The organism is Halorubrum distributum JCM 10118, from assembly GCF_000337335.1.
GTDB lineage: Archaea > Halobacteriota > Halobacteria > Halobacteriales > Haloferacaceae > Halorubrum > Halorubrum distributum.
In genome coordinates this window covers 42,984-58,089 of the sequence record NZ_AOJN01000062.1, presented here as the reverse complement: position 1 = coordinate 58,089, position 15,106 = coordinate 42,984, and the positions used below count along the sequence as shown (strand labels likewise).

Sequence of the window (15,106 nt, the reverse complement as noted above, 5' to 3'; positions counted from 1 at the left end):
CGATTTGAATATCCTACTCCGCCAGCCCGAACACGTCCCGCGGGTTCTCGTACACGACGGTCCGGATGTCATCGACGTCGATGCCGTAGCGGTACAGCTCGAATATCGCGCGCTTCACCGCGTAGGGGTCCGTGCGCAGCACGTTCGCGGTGTCGGTGTCGATCATGATCCGCTCGGGGCCGTACTCGTCGATGGCGTTCGCCACGTCGGCGGCGTCGACGCCCACGAGCCACGAGTGGCCGATGGTGTAGCTCAGATAGCAGTCCGTCTCCGCCATCAGGTACGCGGTGTTGTTCGCGTCCGCGTGCGAGGCGACGACGCGCTCCTCGTCGAGGCCCGCGTCGCTCGCGGCCTCCACATCGCGTTTCACCGCCTCCAGCGCCGGGTTCTCGCCGTCCAGGACGGGCTCGGTGCCGAGCCCGGCGTTCTTCTCGTAGCCGGGGGTGACGCCGAGGTCGTCGCGGTACTCCCGTTTCGCGTCGGGCGTGGTGTTCGGCGTGTGGAGCAGGACCGGGAGGCCGTGGTCGTCTGCGAGCTCCATCTGCGCCTGAACGACCGCCTGCTGTGCGTCGACGTCCCAGCGCTCGACGTGCTGAGTCGGCGTCACGCCCGTCTCGCCGACGGCGACCACCTCGTCGAGCGCGCAGTAGTCGTCCATCGCGGCCAGCAGCTCGTCGGGGTCCTCGATCCGGACGCCGGAGTGGACGCCGAGGCTCAGCTTCGCCTCGAAGAAGTGGTTGCGCTCGATCGCTCGGCGACGGTTGACCGCGTCGTCCCACAGGAAGCGGATGTCGCCCGCCTCGACGGGCTTGTAGGGTGTCCAGTGGTACCCCGACGACACCATCACCATCGACCGGCAGCCGGAGAGGGCGTACCGCTCGCGGTCCTCCCACGAGAGCGTGTGCGCGTGGTTGTGCGGGTCGATCCACGGCAGGTTCAGCAGCTCGGTCGGGAGGTCGGCGGCCGACTCGTTCAGGTGGTCGGCGTCAGTTGGGCGAACGGTGGCGTGAGGTGCGGGCATGGATTCCCCATCGCCCCCCGGACACTTAGCGTTTTACAGGTTGGTAAAACTTTATTGCCCCGCCGACCGACGCCCGAATATGACACTGTTAATCGGGACAGACTCCGGGCTGTACCGAGCCGACGACGTCCCCTTCGAGCGCGACGAGCTCGACCACGTCCTCGACTGCGGGGTCGTCACCGCCGTGAAGTCGTGGGACCACACCGAGGGCGTCTTCGTCGCCTCCTCGACGGGCGCGTACCGCTCGGTCGACGGCGGGGAGACGTGGACCGACCTCGAAGTACCCGTCGGCGACCGCTTCTGGCACGCCGGGCAGAGCGAGGTCTGGTCGATCCTCGCGACCGCGGACGGCGCGCTGTACGCCGGCACCAACGACCCGTACATCTTCCGGTCGGTCGACGGCGGGGAGACGTGGACCGAACAGAAGGGGTTCCGCGAGCTCCCCTCGCGGGGCCACTGGGAGTCGCCGATCGATCCCCACTACGCACGCCTCCGCGCGCTGGAGACGGTCCCCGGCCGCCCCGACCACCTGATCGCGGGCGTCGAGGCCGGCGGGATCCACGTCAGCCGCGACGGCGGCCGCACGTGGTCCGACCACCGGGACGCCATCGTCGACGACGTTCACCAGATCCTCCCCGTTTCGGAGGACGTGTGGCTGGTCGCGACCGGGTACCTCGACCACGACCTGGAGAACCTCGGCCTCGGCCACGCGGTGGGCGAGGGCGGCCTGTGGCGGACGACGGACGCCGGCGAGTCGTTCGAGCGGATCGACACCGGGAACGACTTCTCGTACATCCGCCGCGTGTTCGTCCACGACGGGCGGGTTATCTTCTGCGGCGGCGAGGAGGCGCCCCCGGCGTGGGTGAACGACGACCACGGAGTCGCCCTCTTCGAGTCCACCAACTTCGGCCGCGACTTCGAGCGCGTCGACTTCCCCGGCGAGCCCCACGAGGTCATCGAGACGTGGGCGGTCTACGACGGCGACGCCCTCTGCGGCTCCGGCCTCTTCGACGTGCCCGACGAGCGCGACGACGTGGAGGGCCGGATCATGCGCCGCCTCCCCGGCGAGGAGGACGAGGGTCCGACCTACGAGACGGTGGGGCGCGTCGACGCGAACGTCAGCCGGATCGAGGTGGTCTGAATGGCCGCCGACACTGATTCTCCCGACGGGTCGGACGCGGACCGGGGTCGCGACGCGCCGTCGCTGCTCGGCCGCTCGCTGTACGGCGGCGTCCTCGCGTACATGGCCGTCGACGGGTTCAAGAACAACGACAAGCGCGTCGCCGTCGCCGAGGAGAAGGGCGTCCCGATGCCCGACGTCCTCGTTCCGTTCGTCACCGGAATGCTGCTGGTCGCGAACCTCGGGATCGTCCTCTGGCGGCTCCCGCGGGCGGCCGCGGGCGCGGTCGTCGTCTTCTTCCTCGGGACGACGCCCGCCATCCACGACTTCTGGACGATGGAGGGGAAGGAGCGCCACGGCAACAAGATCAACTTCGTGAAGAACCTCGCGCTGCTCGGCGGGGCCCTCGTCTTCCTCGACGCCGCGAGCGGGGGCGACGGAGAGGGCGACGCCGCGAGCGAGAGCGACGAACCGTAGTTCTGTCTCCCGATTTCGCGTTCGTCCGGCGCCGACGCTCCGGATCGGCGATGTCTGACGCAGTTCTTAAGTGACCGCGGCGTGGATGCTACCGTAATCCCCCGAACGGGCGTCGAGCGTCGGATCGAACGGCGTCGCGGAAACGAACGCGGTGTTCGGGAAAACCACACGGACTGGAGGTCAGGATGGGACTGCTCACGAATCTCAGAGACAGCATATCGCGGGTCACGGACGGCCTGTTCGCGGCCGACGAGCCCAAGCGGATCGGGATCTACGGACCGCCGAACGCCGGTAAAACGACCCTCGCAAACCGGATCGCACGCGACTGGACGGGTGACGCCGTCGGCCCAGAGAGCCACATCCCCCACGAGACTCGCCGGGCCCGCCGGAAGGAGAACGTGGAGATCGAACGCAACGGGCGGACGGTCACCATCGACATCGTCGACACCCCCGGGGTGACGACGAAGGTCGACTACAAGGAGTTCCTCGACCACGACATGGAGAAGGACGACGCCGTCCGCCGGTCGCGCGAGGCGACCGAGGGCGTCGCGGAGGCGATGCACTGGCTCCGCGAGGACGTCGACGGCGTCATCTACGTGCTCGACTCCACGACGGACCCGTTCACGCAGGTGAACACGATGCTGATCGGGATCATCGAGTCGCAGGACCTGCCCGCGCTCATCCTCGCGAACAAGACGGACCTGCCGGGGTCGGACGTCCAGCAGATCGCGAACGCCTTCCCGCAACACGAGACGATTCCGCTGTCCGCGCTGGAGGGCGACAACATGGACGAAGTGTACACCAAGATAGCGGAGTACTTCGGCTGATGCCCGGCCCGAAAGCCAACGTCGACGCGGCGGACGACCCCGACGACGGCGACGACGGCGTCCGGATCGACATGATAAGCGGCGCGCGGATGGAGGGACTCACGAGCATGGAGAAGATCCGGCTCATCCTCGACGGCGTCCGCGAGGGCAACATCGTCATCCTCGAAGAGGGGCTCTCCCCGGACGAGGAGTCGAAGCTCATCGAGGTGACGATGACCGAGATCAGTCCCGACGACTTCACCGGCATCGAGATCGAGACGTACCCCAAGGCCGAGGCGGGCGACCAGAGCTTCCTCGACAAGCTGATGGGCCGCGAGTCCACCCAGAAGCTCACGGTGATCGGCCCGGCGAACCGCATCGAGACCCTCCACAAAGACGAGAACCTCATCAGCACGCTCGTCTCCCGCAAGTAGATGCCCCATCAGTGTACCACCTGCGGGCGGACGTTCCCCGACGGCTCCAAGGAGATGCTGTCGGGCTGTCCCGACTGCGGCGGGAACAAGTTCCAGTTCAAGCCCGCCGGCGCGACGGAGGACCCGAGTGCCGACGAGGCCGATCAGGCGTCCGGCTCCCCCGCCGGACCGTCCGGCTCCGCCGTCGACCCGTCCGACAGGACGCCGCCGGCCCCAGCCGACGAGCCGGCGCCCGACGAGAGCGCGGCCGACCGTCGTCCGAGCGAGTCCGCGGACGAGACGCCGAACGAAGCCGCTGCGAGCGCCGACTCCGCGAGCGAAGCCGACGGCACGGAACAGATCGCGGACCGGAGCGACGAGGACACCGCGCAGGCGAGCGCGCGCTCCGAGGTGGTGTCGCCGGACGAGCTCGACCGCGCGAGCCGCGACGTCGAGCCCGCCGACGCGCCGCCGGCCGAAGAGGAGCCGCAGCCCGGCATCGACGCGCTCCGCGACGAGCTCAACGACCAGTTCGAGAGCATCCGCATCGTCAGCCCCGGGCAGTACGAGCTCAACCTGATGGAGCTGTACGACAGACAGGAGTACATCATCTCTCTCCAGGAGGACGGCCGCTACGTCATCGAGATGCCCGACGCGTGGGGCATTCAGGACGAGTAGCGCCTCTATCCGTCTTCCCTGCGCGCGTCCCTCCGTCCCCTGCGCGCGTCCCTCCGTCCTCTGCGCGCGTCCCTCACACACCCCGACCTCCGATTCCGAAATGCGCTGATCGTTCGTTTCGTTTTCACCCGCTCGCGGCCGCCGATTCGTGCGGTTCTGCGATTCGGGCGACCCTTGTCGAAGAAGATACTGTTATCCGGCTTCCTCCGCTACGGAGTCGCATGTTTACCGATCGCTTCCGCCGACCGGGCCGGGACTCCGGCCTCGGTCCGGACCGCGCCGTCGCCCTCGAACCGCCTCGACCGTCTCTCGGAGACCGACCCGCACGGACGCGGAACGGAGTAGCCGCATGCGCGTAATCGCCAAGTTCGGCGGCACGAGCCTCGGGAGCGGCGACCGGATCGAACGCGCCGCCGACTCGGTGGCGAGCGCCGTCGCGGCCGGCCACGAGATCGCGGTCGTCGCGAGCGCGATGGGGTCGACCACGGACGACCTCCTCGACGACATCACCTTCGAGACGGACGACGCCGACCGCGCGGAGATCGTCTCGATGGGCGAGCGCACCAGCGTCCGCATGCTGAAGGCCGCGCTCTCCGTCCGCGACGTCGACGCCGTCTTCCTCGAACCCGGACACCCGGACTGGCCGGTGATCACGGACGAGCGCGGCGAGGTCGACGTCGCGGAGACCAAGCGTCGGGCCGAGGAGATCGCCGCCGACATGGACGGCGTCGTCCCGATCATCACTGGGTTCCTCGCCGAGGACCACGACGGCAACGTCACCACGCTCGGCCGCGGCGGGTCGGACACGACCGCGGTCATGCTCGGCAACTACATGGACGCCGACGAGGTCGTCATCGTCACCGACGTCGAGGGCGTGATGACGGGCGACCCGCGGGTCGTCGAGGGCGCGCGCAACGTCGGCCAGATCACCGTCGACGAGCTTCGCAACCTCTCTTTCCGCGGCGCCGAGGTGGTCGCGCCCTCCGCGCTCTCGTACAAGGACGAGGGGCTCGACGTTCGGGTCGTCCACTACCAGCACGGCGACCTGCTCCGGGGCGGCACCCGGATCGAGGGCGAGTTCGAGAGCCTGATCGACATGCGCGAGGAGCCGCTCGCGTGCCTCACCATCGCGGGCCGGGCGATCCGCAACCGACCGGGGATCCTCTCGGAGCTGGCGAACGCGCTCCGCGCCGAGGAGATCAACATCGACGCGGTCGCCTCGGGGATGGACTCTGTCACCTTCTACGTCGACGTCGACGTCGCCGAGACCGCCGAGGCGCTGCTCCACGAGGCGGTCGTCACCGACGAGGCGCTCTCCTCGGTCACCGTCGCCGACCCCATCGCCGTGATCCGCGTCACGGGCGGCGAGCTTCCCAACCAGTCCGGCGTCATCCAGGAGATCATCGCGCCCATCGCCGAGGCCGGCATCAACATCATCGACCTGATCACGAGCGCGACCTCCGTCGCGGTGTTCGTCGACTGGGACGACCGCGAGGAGGCGCTCGAAATCGTCCAAGACCGCTTCGACTGAGCGACCCGCCCGCGGGAGACGGTTCGGTCCGGCGAAACGTCGCCCCTGACCACAGCGACCGCGTTCAACACGCCACGGGAGACACCACGGGGGTTGACACGCGATCGACCGCTCGGCCGACGCGTAACGCGACTCCGTGAGCTATTTCGCATTTTAGCGTGATACGCCGAGTATGACCGAGGAGACCCTGTACGAACGTCTCGGTGGCCACGAGGGGATTCGGAGCGTGGTGGACGACTTCTACGACAGGCTTCTCGACGACGACGTGCTGGGACCGTTCTTCGCCGACGCGGACATGGAGACGCTCCGACGGACGCAAACCGACTTCCTCTGCGAAAAAGCGGGTGGCCCGGAGACTTACGACGCCGCGCCAGTCCGCGAAGCGCACCTTCACGTCCCCTTCACGCCCGATCACATCCAGAGAGCGCTCGAGCTGTTAGACGAGAGCCTCGCGGAGTTCGACGTCCCCGAACGGGACGCGGAGGCAGTCGTACAGGCGGTCGCCGAATACGAACAGGAGCTGCTGGCACGCCCGGACAGCACCGATCGCTGACGGGTGACGGATCCGGCCCGATCGGCCGACACGGGCGCCGTGTCCCGAGGCACCGCCCCCGCGCGTCGGCACCGGCGGGTTTCGACCGGGCCTCGGATTCGGCGGTCACCGTCTCCGACCTTCACCCGCCCTCCTCCGGATCGAACCGGTACCGCGCCGTCGACGCGCCGTCGATCCGCGGTCCCGAGCCGACCGCCGCGAACCCGACGGCCTCGGCCGCGTCGACCGCGGTTCCGTCGGTCGGGAGGACGGCCTCGACCGTCATTCCCTCCCGGGTCGCGAACCGCACCGGCTCCTCGAACAGCCGCCGGACTGCCTCGGGGTCGCCCTCGACGTTCGTCACGTGGACGACGCCGTCGCGCACGTCGAACGCGACGAACGCCGCGACCGCGTCGACCGGGGTGTCGTCGTCGGCGCTCCGACCCGCCGGGTCCGCCCCGTCGCTCGCGGCGTCGCGCCCGGTCGCCTCGTCCGTCACCCCGACGCGTACCGACCGGTCGTGGATCATGTTTCGGACGACGCCTTCGGGCCGGCCCGTCATCGACCCCAGGGCCGCGGCGTCGGCCTCGACCGCGTCACGAACTCGCATACCTCCGTACTCTCGTCTGGCGACATAAAATCGCCGCACGCTTGCCGCGGACCGGATGATTTTAACGACCGGCGGACGCACGAACGCGCATGAAGAAATCGACTCAGATCGTGGTTGGTACGGTCGGCGTCTCGGCCGTCCTCTCGGTGCTAATCATCCTCTCGTACGTCTTCGCCTGATGTTCTCGCCCCGGTCGCTCGACGACGACCTCGCGGCGGTCCGCGACCGGTACGCGCCGGGGTCGCCCGTCCTCGACGTCGACTCCGACTTCGAGACGCTCCCGCCGGCCGCCGCGGAGGACCTCGGCCTCTTCGTCGACGGGCTCGGCCCCGCGTCGTACCCCGCCGACTGGCTTCCCGAAGCGGTACCCGACCTGCTCCGGAAGCACGCCGGCCCGGCGTTCACCGTCGGGCTCCCCGGGGACGGGACGGTCGTCCGGACGGCGCAGACCGACCCGCCGACCGTCCTCGTCAAGCGGCGCGCTGAGGGGACCCCGGAGGACTTCCTCGCGTTCCTCATCGCCGAGCGGCTGGTCCAGATCGGGTGCGAGCCGGCGCCGGGCGCAGTCGGCGGCGACGCCTCGTCGAACGGCGACGCCTCGTCGAACGGTGACGCCGCGAACGGCGGCGATTCGTCCGGTCTTCCCGAGTCGTTCCTCCCGTTCTTCGGCGAGCGCTATCGCGACCTCGACGCCGCGATCCGCCGTCCCGACCCCGAGACGGGCGAATCCACGACCGGGTTCGGCCCGACCGACGTCTTCCAGGTCGCGAACGCGCTGTTCGACGCGTGGGTCGGCCTCCACGCCCGCGACGAGTTCGCCTCGTGGGAGGGCGAACACCCCCGGCTGTTCGACGCGTGGGTCGACGCCGGCGAGCGGCTCTCCGGCCGGCTCGGCGGCCTCTCCGGCGAGGTCGCCCGCGGCGAGACCGAGTTCCCGAGCGCGACGGAGTACGCCTGCTCGGCGGTGAAACACGACCTCGACCTCCCGGCGCCGTACGGCGCGCTCGACACGACCGCGTACCGAGAGCGCGGGGCCGACTACGCGGTGGCGTGGGCGGAGAAGACGTTCGCGGCGCTCGTCGACGAGGAGTGAGGAGTCGCGCGTCCCGCGGCGAAGCGGCCGCTCAGACGTCGACGACGACGTTGCCCTCGCCGTCGAGGTCGATGACGCCGTCGAACAGCTCGCGGAACCGGTCGAGCGTCGCGACCTCGTGGACCTCCTCCGAGAGGTGGAAGATGCCGACCGCGTCGTGCTCGTCGAGGAGTTCGAGGATCTCGGCGGCGGCCTCGTACACCGCGTCGTCGTCGGCGTAGTAGGCCATCTCGGTGAGCGAGTCGACCGAGACGCGCCGCTTCCCCTCGTTCTCGGTGAGGAACCGCTCCACGCGGTCGACGACGCCGTCGAGGTCGTCCGGCGCGGAGACGTAGTAGACGTCGTCGGCGGTGCGCCGCGAGTACCCGCGCTCGACGGAGAGCGTGTCGAGGATGGTCGCCTTCGTCTCATCGACGTCGTAGTACTCCAGCTTCTGTTCGACCTCGCGGGCGGTGGTCCGCGTCGAGACGACGAGGAACGCGTCGGTGTCGGTCTTTAAGAAGTCCGTGTCGATCCGGTCCGTCTCGCCGATGCTCGGGTGGACGAGGAGGAGTCCGGTCCCGCCCGGTATCGTCTCCGGCCCGTTCTCGACGGCGAGGGAGTAGTCCATGGGATCGGAACTCGCCCGACGGACTTAACGGTGCGGGCCGGAGCCGTCCGAGACCGTCGGACGCGGCCGGGTCGCTCCCGTCGCGCTCGGTCGGCGTCGTGTCCGTGCGCCACCGACCCCACCGTTTCGTTTGGAGGTACAGACACTTATTCGGCGATCGCTCCCCGAACCGCTCACGGGCGCTCGCGGACCGACGGCGGTCGCCGCTCGCGGCGGTCGGTTTTTTTGCCCCGCCCGCCGTCGGTGCGTTCGATGCCCGGGCACGACTCCGCGCGCGACATCTATCGGCAGGCGCTCCCGGTTATCTCCGTCAGCCTGATCGCCGGGCTGTTCGCGGGGACGATACTCGCCTCCGACACCATGCGCGCGAACATCGCGGAGGTTCCCGGACTCCTCCTCCTCCTGCCGGCGTTCCTCGCCACCCGGGGCGGGGTGTACGGCTCGCTCGGCGCCCGGCTCTCGACCGGGCTCCATCAGGGGCTCATCGAGCCGCGGTTCCGGCTGGACCGCCGGCTCACGAACGCGGTCGTCGCCTCCTTCCTCAACGGGATGACCGTCTCCGTGTTCATCGCGGTCGTCACCTATCTCACGCTCGTCCTGTTCGGCGACGGCGGGAGCCTCTTCCAGCTGGTCGGCGTGATGGTCGTCGCCGGGTTCCTCTCGGCGGTGCTGATGATCACCGTGCTCATCTCGGTCATCTTCGTCGGCTACCGCCGCGGGCTCGACCCCGACAACGTCATCGGGCCGGTCGTCACGACCCTCGGCGACGTGTTCGGCGTGTTCTTCCTCCTCGTCGGGGTCGCCGCCGTGGGGGCCGTCTCGTGACCGAGCCCCGGTCGACGGCGGTCGACGAGTGGTCGGTCCGGCGGATCGTTCGGACGATGATCCCGCTGCTCGCCGCGCTGTCGGTGCTTCAGCTCGTCTCCGGGACCGTCTTGGAGACCTACGAGGCGGTGCTCCTGCGGTACCCGGCGCTGCTCGTCCTGGTGCCGGTCCAGATCGGGACGGCCGGCAACCTCGCGTCGATCACCTGCTCGCGGCTCACGACCCAGCTGTATCTTGGGACCTACGAGCTCAGTCCCTCGAACCCCGCGCTCCGGGCGAACGCGGGCGCGGTGTTCGCGCTCGCGGCGACCGTCTTCGGCGCCGTCGGCGTCGCGGCGTGGGCGATCGGACTCGCGCTCGGCGGGTCGCTCGCGCTCGGCCGGGTGCTGCTGATCTCGCTGGTCTCCGGGCTGTGTCTCGCCGTCCTCGTCGTCGTCGCCAGCGTCGCCGCCGTCGAGGCGTCCTACCGGATCGGGCTCAACCCCGACGACACGACGATCCCCGTGGTGACGAACCTCTGTGACATCGCCGGCGTGCTGATCCTCTTCGCGGTCGTCTCGGTCGTCCTCTGACTCGGACCGCGCGGGCCCGGATCAGAACACGCTGTCGGCGGTCGCGGCGCCGACGACGCTGAACACCGCGCCGAGCGAGACGGCCTTCGCGGACGTCGCCACCACCGCGCCGTCGCCGATGCCCCCCTCGACGAGGAACGTGTGCGGGGCGTCGAAAAGCAACGCCAGCAGGAGGACGGAGCCGAACGCGACCGTCATCAGCGAGACGAAGCGGGTCGGGATCCCGACCAGCTCCGGCTCCTCGTCGACGTCGCGGCCGGTGTCCGCCCGGTACAGGGCGGCGTACCCGATCAGCCCGACGAGCGCGGCCGTCACGCCGGCCTGAATCCAGTTCATCCCCGCGGCGAGCACCCACACCTCCTCGGTGACGACGAACGGGCCCGCGAGCAGGAACCCCCCGACCGACTGCTGGGCGATGTCGGCCACCCGGAAGTGCGGGCGGCGGAGCGCTCGCGGTCGCTTCATACCCACGAGCGGGAGCGGAGCCGGTAAAACACCGCCGTTTTTCACCGCTCTCCTCCTTCGGCCGGTATGAGCGTCCGCGAGGAGTTCGACGAGTGGGCGGCGAGCGGGAAGGACCGCGGGATGGAGGACCGCCACTGGCACACCGCGAAACACGTCCTGGCGCGGATGCCGGTCGAGGCGGGCGACGCCGTCCTCGATCTCGGCACCGGCTCCGGCTACGCGCTCCGCGCGCTCCGCGAGCGGGGGATCGGGCGCGGGTACGGGCTCGACGGCGCCCCGGAGATGGCGACCAACGCCCGCGGGTACACCGACGACGACGCGGTCGGGTTCTTGGTCGGCGACTTCGACGAACTCCCCTTCGCCGACGACTCGCTCGACCACGTCTTCTCGATGGAGGCGTTCTACTACGCGGCCGACCCCGTCCACACGCTCGAAGAGGTCCGCCGCGTGCTGAAGCCGGGCGGCACCTTCTACTGCGCGGTGAACTACTTCGCGGAGAGCGAGACGACCCACGCGTGGCAGGAGAACATCTCGGTCGAGATGACGCTGTGGTCGCGCGAGGAGTACCGCGCGGCGTTCCGCGAGGCCGGCCTGTACGTCGCCGAGCAGGACGCGATTCCCGACCGCGAGACCGAGATTCCCGACGCCTCCGAGTTCCCCGTCGACGGCTACGAGACGCGCGAGGCGATGGTCGACCGCTACCGGACGTGGGGGACGCTGCTGACGGTCGGCGTCGCTCCCTGATCTGGGCTTATAAATAGACGTCGGCGGCGCGGTGAATGCTTCCAGAGACTGCGTAATCCGTTTATAAATGGCTGATCGCAGATCGGCGGCGATCACCTCCAAAGCCCCAGCCGATTACTTATAAATCGCTGATCGCGGGTCGGCAGAGGCGACCTCCAAAGCCCCAGCCGCGAGGGCGGCGCACGCTCGCTGCGGTCCTCGGTCGCTCGCGCTGCTCGCTCCCTGTGGTCCTTGCTTCGCCTGCGCTGCCCTCGCGACTGCCCCTTTGAGTCCCGCCCCGCACAGCACCGCACAGCGCCTCACGCCTCCCCAGCCTCGTCAGTCGCCTCCGCTTCGCTCCGGCGACTGACTCCCTCGCGCGTGCTCCTCGCGGCCTCCGCTTCGCTCCGGCCGCTCGCAGGCACGCGCCACCGCGGATCGATTTATAAATAAGCGTCGTCGGCGGCGGTCGCGTCCGCGCTCGCTCACTCTCGCACCGCCCTGTTCCGACGGTTTAAATCGGGTCGGGGCCCAGACTCCGGTAATGGAACCGAGTTCGCTCTCCGGGCTCCCCGCGGGCGTCGGCGAGGCGCTCGAAGCGGAGGGCGTCGCGGAGCTGTACCCGCCCCAGCAGGCGGCCGTCGAGGCGGGCGTCGTCGACGGCGAGAGCCTCGTCGCGGCCGTGCCGACCGCGTCCGGCAAGACCCTTATCGCCGAGCTGGCGATGCTCTCCTCGATCGAGCGCGGCGGGAAGGCGTTATATATCGTCCCGCTGCGCGCGCTCGCCAGCGAGAAGAAGGCCGAGTTCGAGCGCTGGGAGGAGTTCGGCGTCACGGTCGGCGTCTCCACGGGCAACTACGACTCCGACGGCGAGTGGCTCGCGAGCCGGGACATCATCGTCGCCACCTCGGAGAAAGTCGACTCGCTCATCCGCAACGGCGCGCCGTGGATCGACGACCTCACCTGCGTCGTCAGCGACGAGGTCCACCTCGTCGACGACTCCCACCGCGGGCCAACCCTCGAAGTGACCCTCGCGAAGCTCCGCAAGGTGAACCCCGGCCTCCAGACGGTCGCGCTCTCCGCGACCGTCGGCAACGCGGACGTCATCGCCGACTGGCTCGACGCCGAGCTCGTCGAGTCCGACTGGCGCCCCATCGAGCTGCGGACGGGCGTCCACTTCGGCAACGCGATCAACTTCGACGACGGGAGCCAGCGCGAGGTCCCCGTCGAGCGCGGCGAGGACCAGACCGCGAAGCTCGTCGCGGACGCCTTAGACACGGAGGAGGACGGCCAGGGCGGCTCCTCGCTCGTCTTCGTCAACTCCCGGCGCAACGCCGAGTCGTCGGCCCGGAAGCTGGGCGAGGTCACGGCGCCCCGGCTCACCGGCGACGAGCGCGACCGCCTCCGCGAGCTCGCCGAGGAGATCCGCGGCGTCTCCGACACCGACACCTCCGAGGACCTCGCGGACGCGGTCGAGCAGGGGTCGGCGTTCCACCACGCCGGCCTCGCGAGCGAGCACCGAAGCCTGATCGAGGACGCGTTCCGCGACCGGCTGATCAAGTGCGTCTCCGCGACGCCGACGCTCGCGGCCGGCGTCAACACCCCCGCCCGTCGGGTGATCGTCCGCGACTGGCGCCGCTACGACGGGGAGTTCGGCGGGATGCAACCCCTCGACGTCCTCGAGATCCACCAGATGTGCGGCCGCGCGGGTCGGCCCGGCCTCGATCCCTACGGCGAGGCGGTGCTGCTCGCGAACAGCGCCGACACCCGCGAGGAGCTGTTCGACCGGTACGTCTGGGCCGAGGCCGAGCCGGTCCGCTCGAAGCTGGCGGCCGAGCCCGCCCTCCGGACACACGTCCTCGCGACGGTCGCGTCCGGCTTCGCCGCCACCCGAGACGGGCTGCTCTCCTTCCTCGATAACACCCTCTACGCGACCCAGACCGACGACGAGGGGCGCCTCGCCGCGGTGACCGACACCGTCCTCGACTACCTCGAAGTCAACGGCTTCGTCGACCGCGACCGCGACGGCGGGAGCGAGGGCCTCGCCGCGACCGGCATCGGCCACACCGTCTCTCGGCTCTACCTCGACCCGATGAGCGCGGCCGAGATACTCGACGGCCTCCGGACCGTGGCGGGCGGCGCGGACGACGAGGGCGCCGAGAGCGGCGAGTTCGTTCCGGCGGACGGCGCCGACGCGGGCGCCGACCCCGACGCGGACGAGCCGGGATTCACGACGTACACCAGGGAGGGCGACGAGGGGAGCGACTCCGGCGTCGAGGCGGCGGAGTCGGAAGGCGATTCCCCCGCGGTCACCCCGCTCGGTCTCTATCACCTCGTCAGCCGGACCCCGGACACCTACGAGCTGTACCTCAAGTCCGGCGACCGCGAGGAGTACACCGAGGTCTGCTACGAGCGCGAGGCGGAGTTCCTCGGCGACGTGCCCTCCGAGTACGAGGACGTGCGCTTCGAGGACTGGCTCGCCGCACTGAAGACGGCGCGCCTGCTGGAAGACTGGGCGAACGAGGTGGACGAAGACCGGATCGCGGAGCGGTATGGCGTCGGCCCGGGCGACATCCGCGGGAAGGTCGACACCGCGGAGTGGCTCCTCCGGGCGGCCGAGACCCTCGCGCGCGACGTGGAGGGGATCGACGGCGACGTGGTCGTCCAGGTGCGGGAGGCCCGCAAGCGGCTGGAGTACGGCGTCCGCGAGGAGCTGCTCGACCTCGCCGGCGTCCGGAACGTCGGGCGCAAGCGCGCCCGCCGCCTCTACGAGGCCGGCATCGAGAGCCGTGCCGACCTCCGTGAAGCGGACAAGGCGGTCGTGCTGGGCGCGCTCCGCGGCCGCGAGCGCACCGCGGAGCGGGTTCTGGAGAACGCCGGCCGCGAGGACCCCTCGCTCGACGGCGTCGACCCGGACCGATCGGCGAGCGCGGCGGCCACCGCGGGCGCGGACGCCGACGGCGACGGCGACGGACAGGCGAGCCTGGGTGATTTCGGGTGACTGATCCCGCTGTCGACGCCGACGGTGAACCGGCGCCAGACGTCGACGATGAGCCGGCGCCCGAGCCCGCGGTCCGCCTCGTCCGCGGCACCTTCGCGATCGACGACCTCGACGCGTTCCTCGCCGACCTCGACGGGGTCGCCGAAGAAACCGGCGCGGTCGTCCAGGCGTTCGACGCCGACCTCGTCGTCTCCGCGACCCAGCTCCGCGAGGCGGCGCGGCTCGCCGCGCGGTCGATCGCCCGCGGCGAGGCGGTCGCGCGCGACCCCGGCGTCGAGGTCCTGCTGTACGCGGCCGGTCGCAGGCAGATCGACCGCGCCCTCGAACTCGGCGTCTCCGAGGGTGAGCGGCGCGCCGTCGTCCTCGTCGCGGACTTCGGCGGCGTCTCCGGCGCCGACCGACCCACGGCGGACCTCGACGGAGCGGTCGAGGCAGTCCGGGAACTCGCCGTCAGCTCGACCGAGACCCCAGACGGCGACGCGCTCGACGCCGCGTTCGACGAGGGCCGCGTCCGAGAGTTCTACGCCGTCACCGACCGCGAGCTCGCCGCCACGAACGGCGACCTCGCCGACGTCGTCCGCGAGCGCGTCGCGCTGCTGGACGTCGAGAAGTAAGCGGGGGTAGGACCG

18 protein-coding genes are annotated in these 15,106 nt (G+C 70.1%); 14 read left to right on the top strand and 4 right to left on the bottom strand.

Annotated elements, in window-relative coordinates:
- Nucleotides 1-13: 13 nt before the first annotated feature.
- Entirely contained in the window at nt 14-1,021 is a 1,008-nt protein-coding gene (locus tag C466_RS13895) for a TatD family hydrolase (protein WP_004599228.1), read from the bottom strand.
- 79 nt (nt 1,022-1,100) lie between these two features.
- Between C466_RS13895 and C466_RS13890 the strand changes: the two genes are divergently transcribed.
- The 7 genes from C466_RS13890 to C466_RS13860 all read left to right on the top strand — a co-directional run bounded on the left by C466_RS13890 (nt 1,101) and on the right by C466_RS13860 (nt 6,599).
- Nucleotides 1,101-2,162, top strand: coding sequence for a WD40/YVTN/BNR-like repeat-containing protein (locus tag C466_RS13890; protein ID WP_004599229.1), 1,062 nt, complete (start codon nt 1,101-1,103; stop codon nt 2,160-2,162).
- The gene (locus C466_RS13885; RefSeq protein WP_004599230.1) at nt 2,163-2,618 is read left to right on the top strand and encodes a DoxX family protein; all 456 of its coding nucleotides are present in this window, start codon (nt 2,163-2,165) and stop codon (nt 2,616-2,618) included.
- 185 nt (nt 2,619-2,803) lie between these two features.
- Nucleotides 2,804-3,445: an Era-like GTP-binding protein gene (locus C466_RS13880; RefSeq protein ID WP_004599231.1), complete on the top strand. Its 642-nt coding sequence runs from the start codon at nt 2,804-2,806 to the stop codon at nt 3,443-3,445.
- Complete coding sequence (locus C466_RS13875; RefSeq protein ID WP_004599232.1) at nt 3,445-3,858, top strand: DUF2073 domain-containing protein; 414 nt, start codon at nt 3,445-3,447, stop codon at nt 3,856-3,858. Before C466_RS13880 ends, C466_RS13875 begins: the two co-directional genes overlap by 1 nt.
- Complete coding sequence (locus C466_RS13870) at nt 3,859-4,515, top strand: OapC/ArvC family zinc-ribbon domain-containing protein (protein ID WP_004599233.1); 657 nt, start codon at nt 3,859-3,861, stop codon at nt 4,513-4,515.
- Between the two features lie 349 nt (nt 4,516-4,864).
- A complete protein-coding gene (locus C466_RS13865; protein WP_004599234.1) occupies nt 4,865-6,046 on the top strand; it encodes an aspartate kinase in 1,182 nt (393 codons plus the stop codon).
- A gap of 172 nt (nt 6,047-6,218) precedes the next feature.
- The gene (locus C466_RS13860; RefSeq protein WP_004599235.1) at nt 6,219-6,599 is read left to right on the top strand and encodes a truncated hemoglobin; all 381 of its coding nucleotides are present in this window, start codon (nt 6,219-6,221) and stop codon (nt 6,597-6,599) included.
- A 121-nt stretch (nt 6,600-6,720) separates the two neighbouring features.
- On the opposite strand, the gene C466_RS13855 is transcribed toward C466_RS13860, so the two are convergent.
- Nucleotides 6,721-7,188, bottom strand: a complete 468-nt coding sequence (locus C466_RS13855) for a hypothetical protein (protein ID WP_004599236.1) — start codon at nt 7,186-7,188, stop codon at nt 6,721-6,723.
- Between the two features lie 89 nt (nt 7,189-7,277).
- Here C466_RS13855 and C466_RS17675 point away from each other — a divergent pair, with 89 nt between their 5' ends.
- Entirely contained in the window at nt 7,278-7,367 is a 90-nt protein-coding gene (locus tag C466_RS17675) for a hypothetical protein (RefSeq protein WP_421644314.1), read from the top strand.
- Nucleotides 7,367-8,281 (top strand): DUF7089 family protein, encoded by a 915-nt coding sequence (locus tag C466_RS13850; RefSeq protein ID WP_004599237.1) that lies wholly within the window; start codon nt 7,367-7,369, stop codon nt 8,279-8,281. The genes C466_RS17675 and C466_RS13850 overlap by 1 nt, the downstream gene beginning before the upstream one ends.
- A gap of 31 nt (nt 8,282-8,312) precedes the next feature.
- Here the strand turns inward: C466_RS13850 and C466_RS13845 are convergent, their stop codons facing one another.
- The gene (locus C466_RS13845) at nt 8,313-8,891 is read right to left on the bottom strand and encodes a DUF7090 family protein (protein ID WP_004599238.1); all 579 of its coding nucleotides are present in this window, start codon (nt 8,889-8,891) and stop codon (nt 8,313-8,315) included.
- Nucleotides 8,892-9,143: 252 nt separating this feature from the next.
- Here C466_RS13845 and C466_RS13840 point away from each other — a divergent pair, with 252 nt between their 5' ends.
- Together C466_RS13840 and C466_RS13835 are read left to right on the top strand one after the other, a co-directional pair.
- Nucleotides 9,144-9,716: a magnesium transporter gene (locus C466_RS13840; RefSeq protein ID WP_004599239.1), complete on the top strand. Its 573-nt coding sequence runs from the start codon at nt 9,144-9,146 to the stop codon at nt 9,714-9,716.
- Entirely contained in the window at nt 9,713-10,288 is a 576-nt protein-coding gene (locus C466_RS13835; protein WP_004599240.1) for a magnesium transporter, read from the top strand. The genes C466_RS13840 and C466_RS13835 overlap by 4 nt, the downstream gene beginning before the upstream one ends.
- A 21-nt stretch (nt 10,289-10,309) precedes the next feature.
- Here C466_RS13835 and C466_RS13830 read toward each other — a convergent pair whose 3' ends face one another.
- On the bottom strand, nt 10,310-10,753 hold the full coding sequence (locus C466_RS13830) for a DUF2391 family protein (protein WP_004599241.1): 444 nt from the start codon (nt 10,751-10,753) through the stop codon (nt 10,310-10,312).
- Between the two features lie 66 nt (nt 10,754-10,819).
- Between C466_RS13830 and C466_RS13825 the strand changes: the two genes are divergently transcribed.
- From C466_RS13825 to cgi121, 3 genes are all read left to right on the top strand, one after another.
- Complete coding sequence (locus C466_RS13825) at nt 10,820-11,497, top strand: class I SAM-dependent methyltransferase (protein ID WP_004599242.1); 678 nt, start codon at nt 10,820-10,822, stop codon at nt 11,495-11,497.
- A 523-nt stretch (nt 11,498-12,020) separates the two neighbouring features.
- Nucleotides 12,021-14,477: an ATP-dependent DNA helicase gene (locus C466_RS13820; RefSeq protein WP_004599243.1), complete on the top strand. Its 2,457-nt coding sequence runs from the start codon at nt 12,021-12,023 to the stop codon at nt 14,475-14,477.
- Entirely contained in the window at nt 14,474-15,091 is a 618-nt protein-coding gene (cgi121, locus tag C466_RS13815; protein WP_004599244.1) for a KEOPS complex subunit Cgi121, read from the top strand. The genes C466_RS13820 and cgi121 overlap by 4 nt, the downstream gene beginning before the upstream one ends.
- The last annotated feature ends 15 nt before the right edge of the window (nt 15,092-15,106 follow it).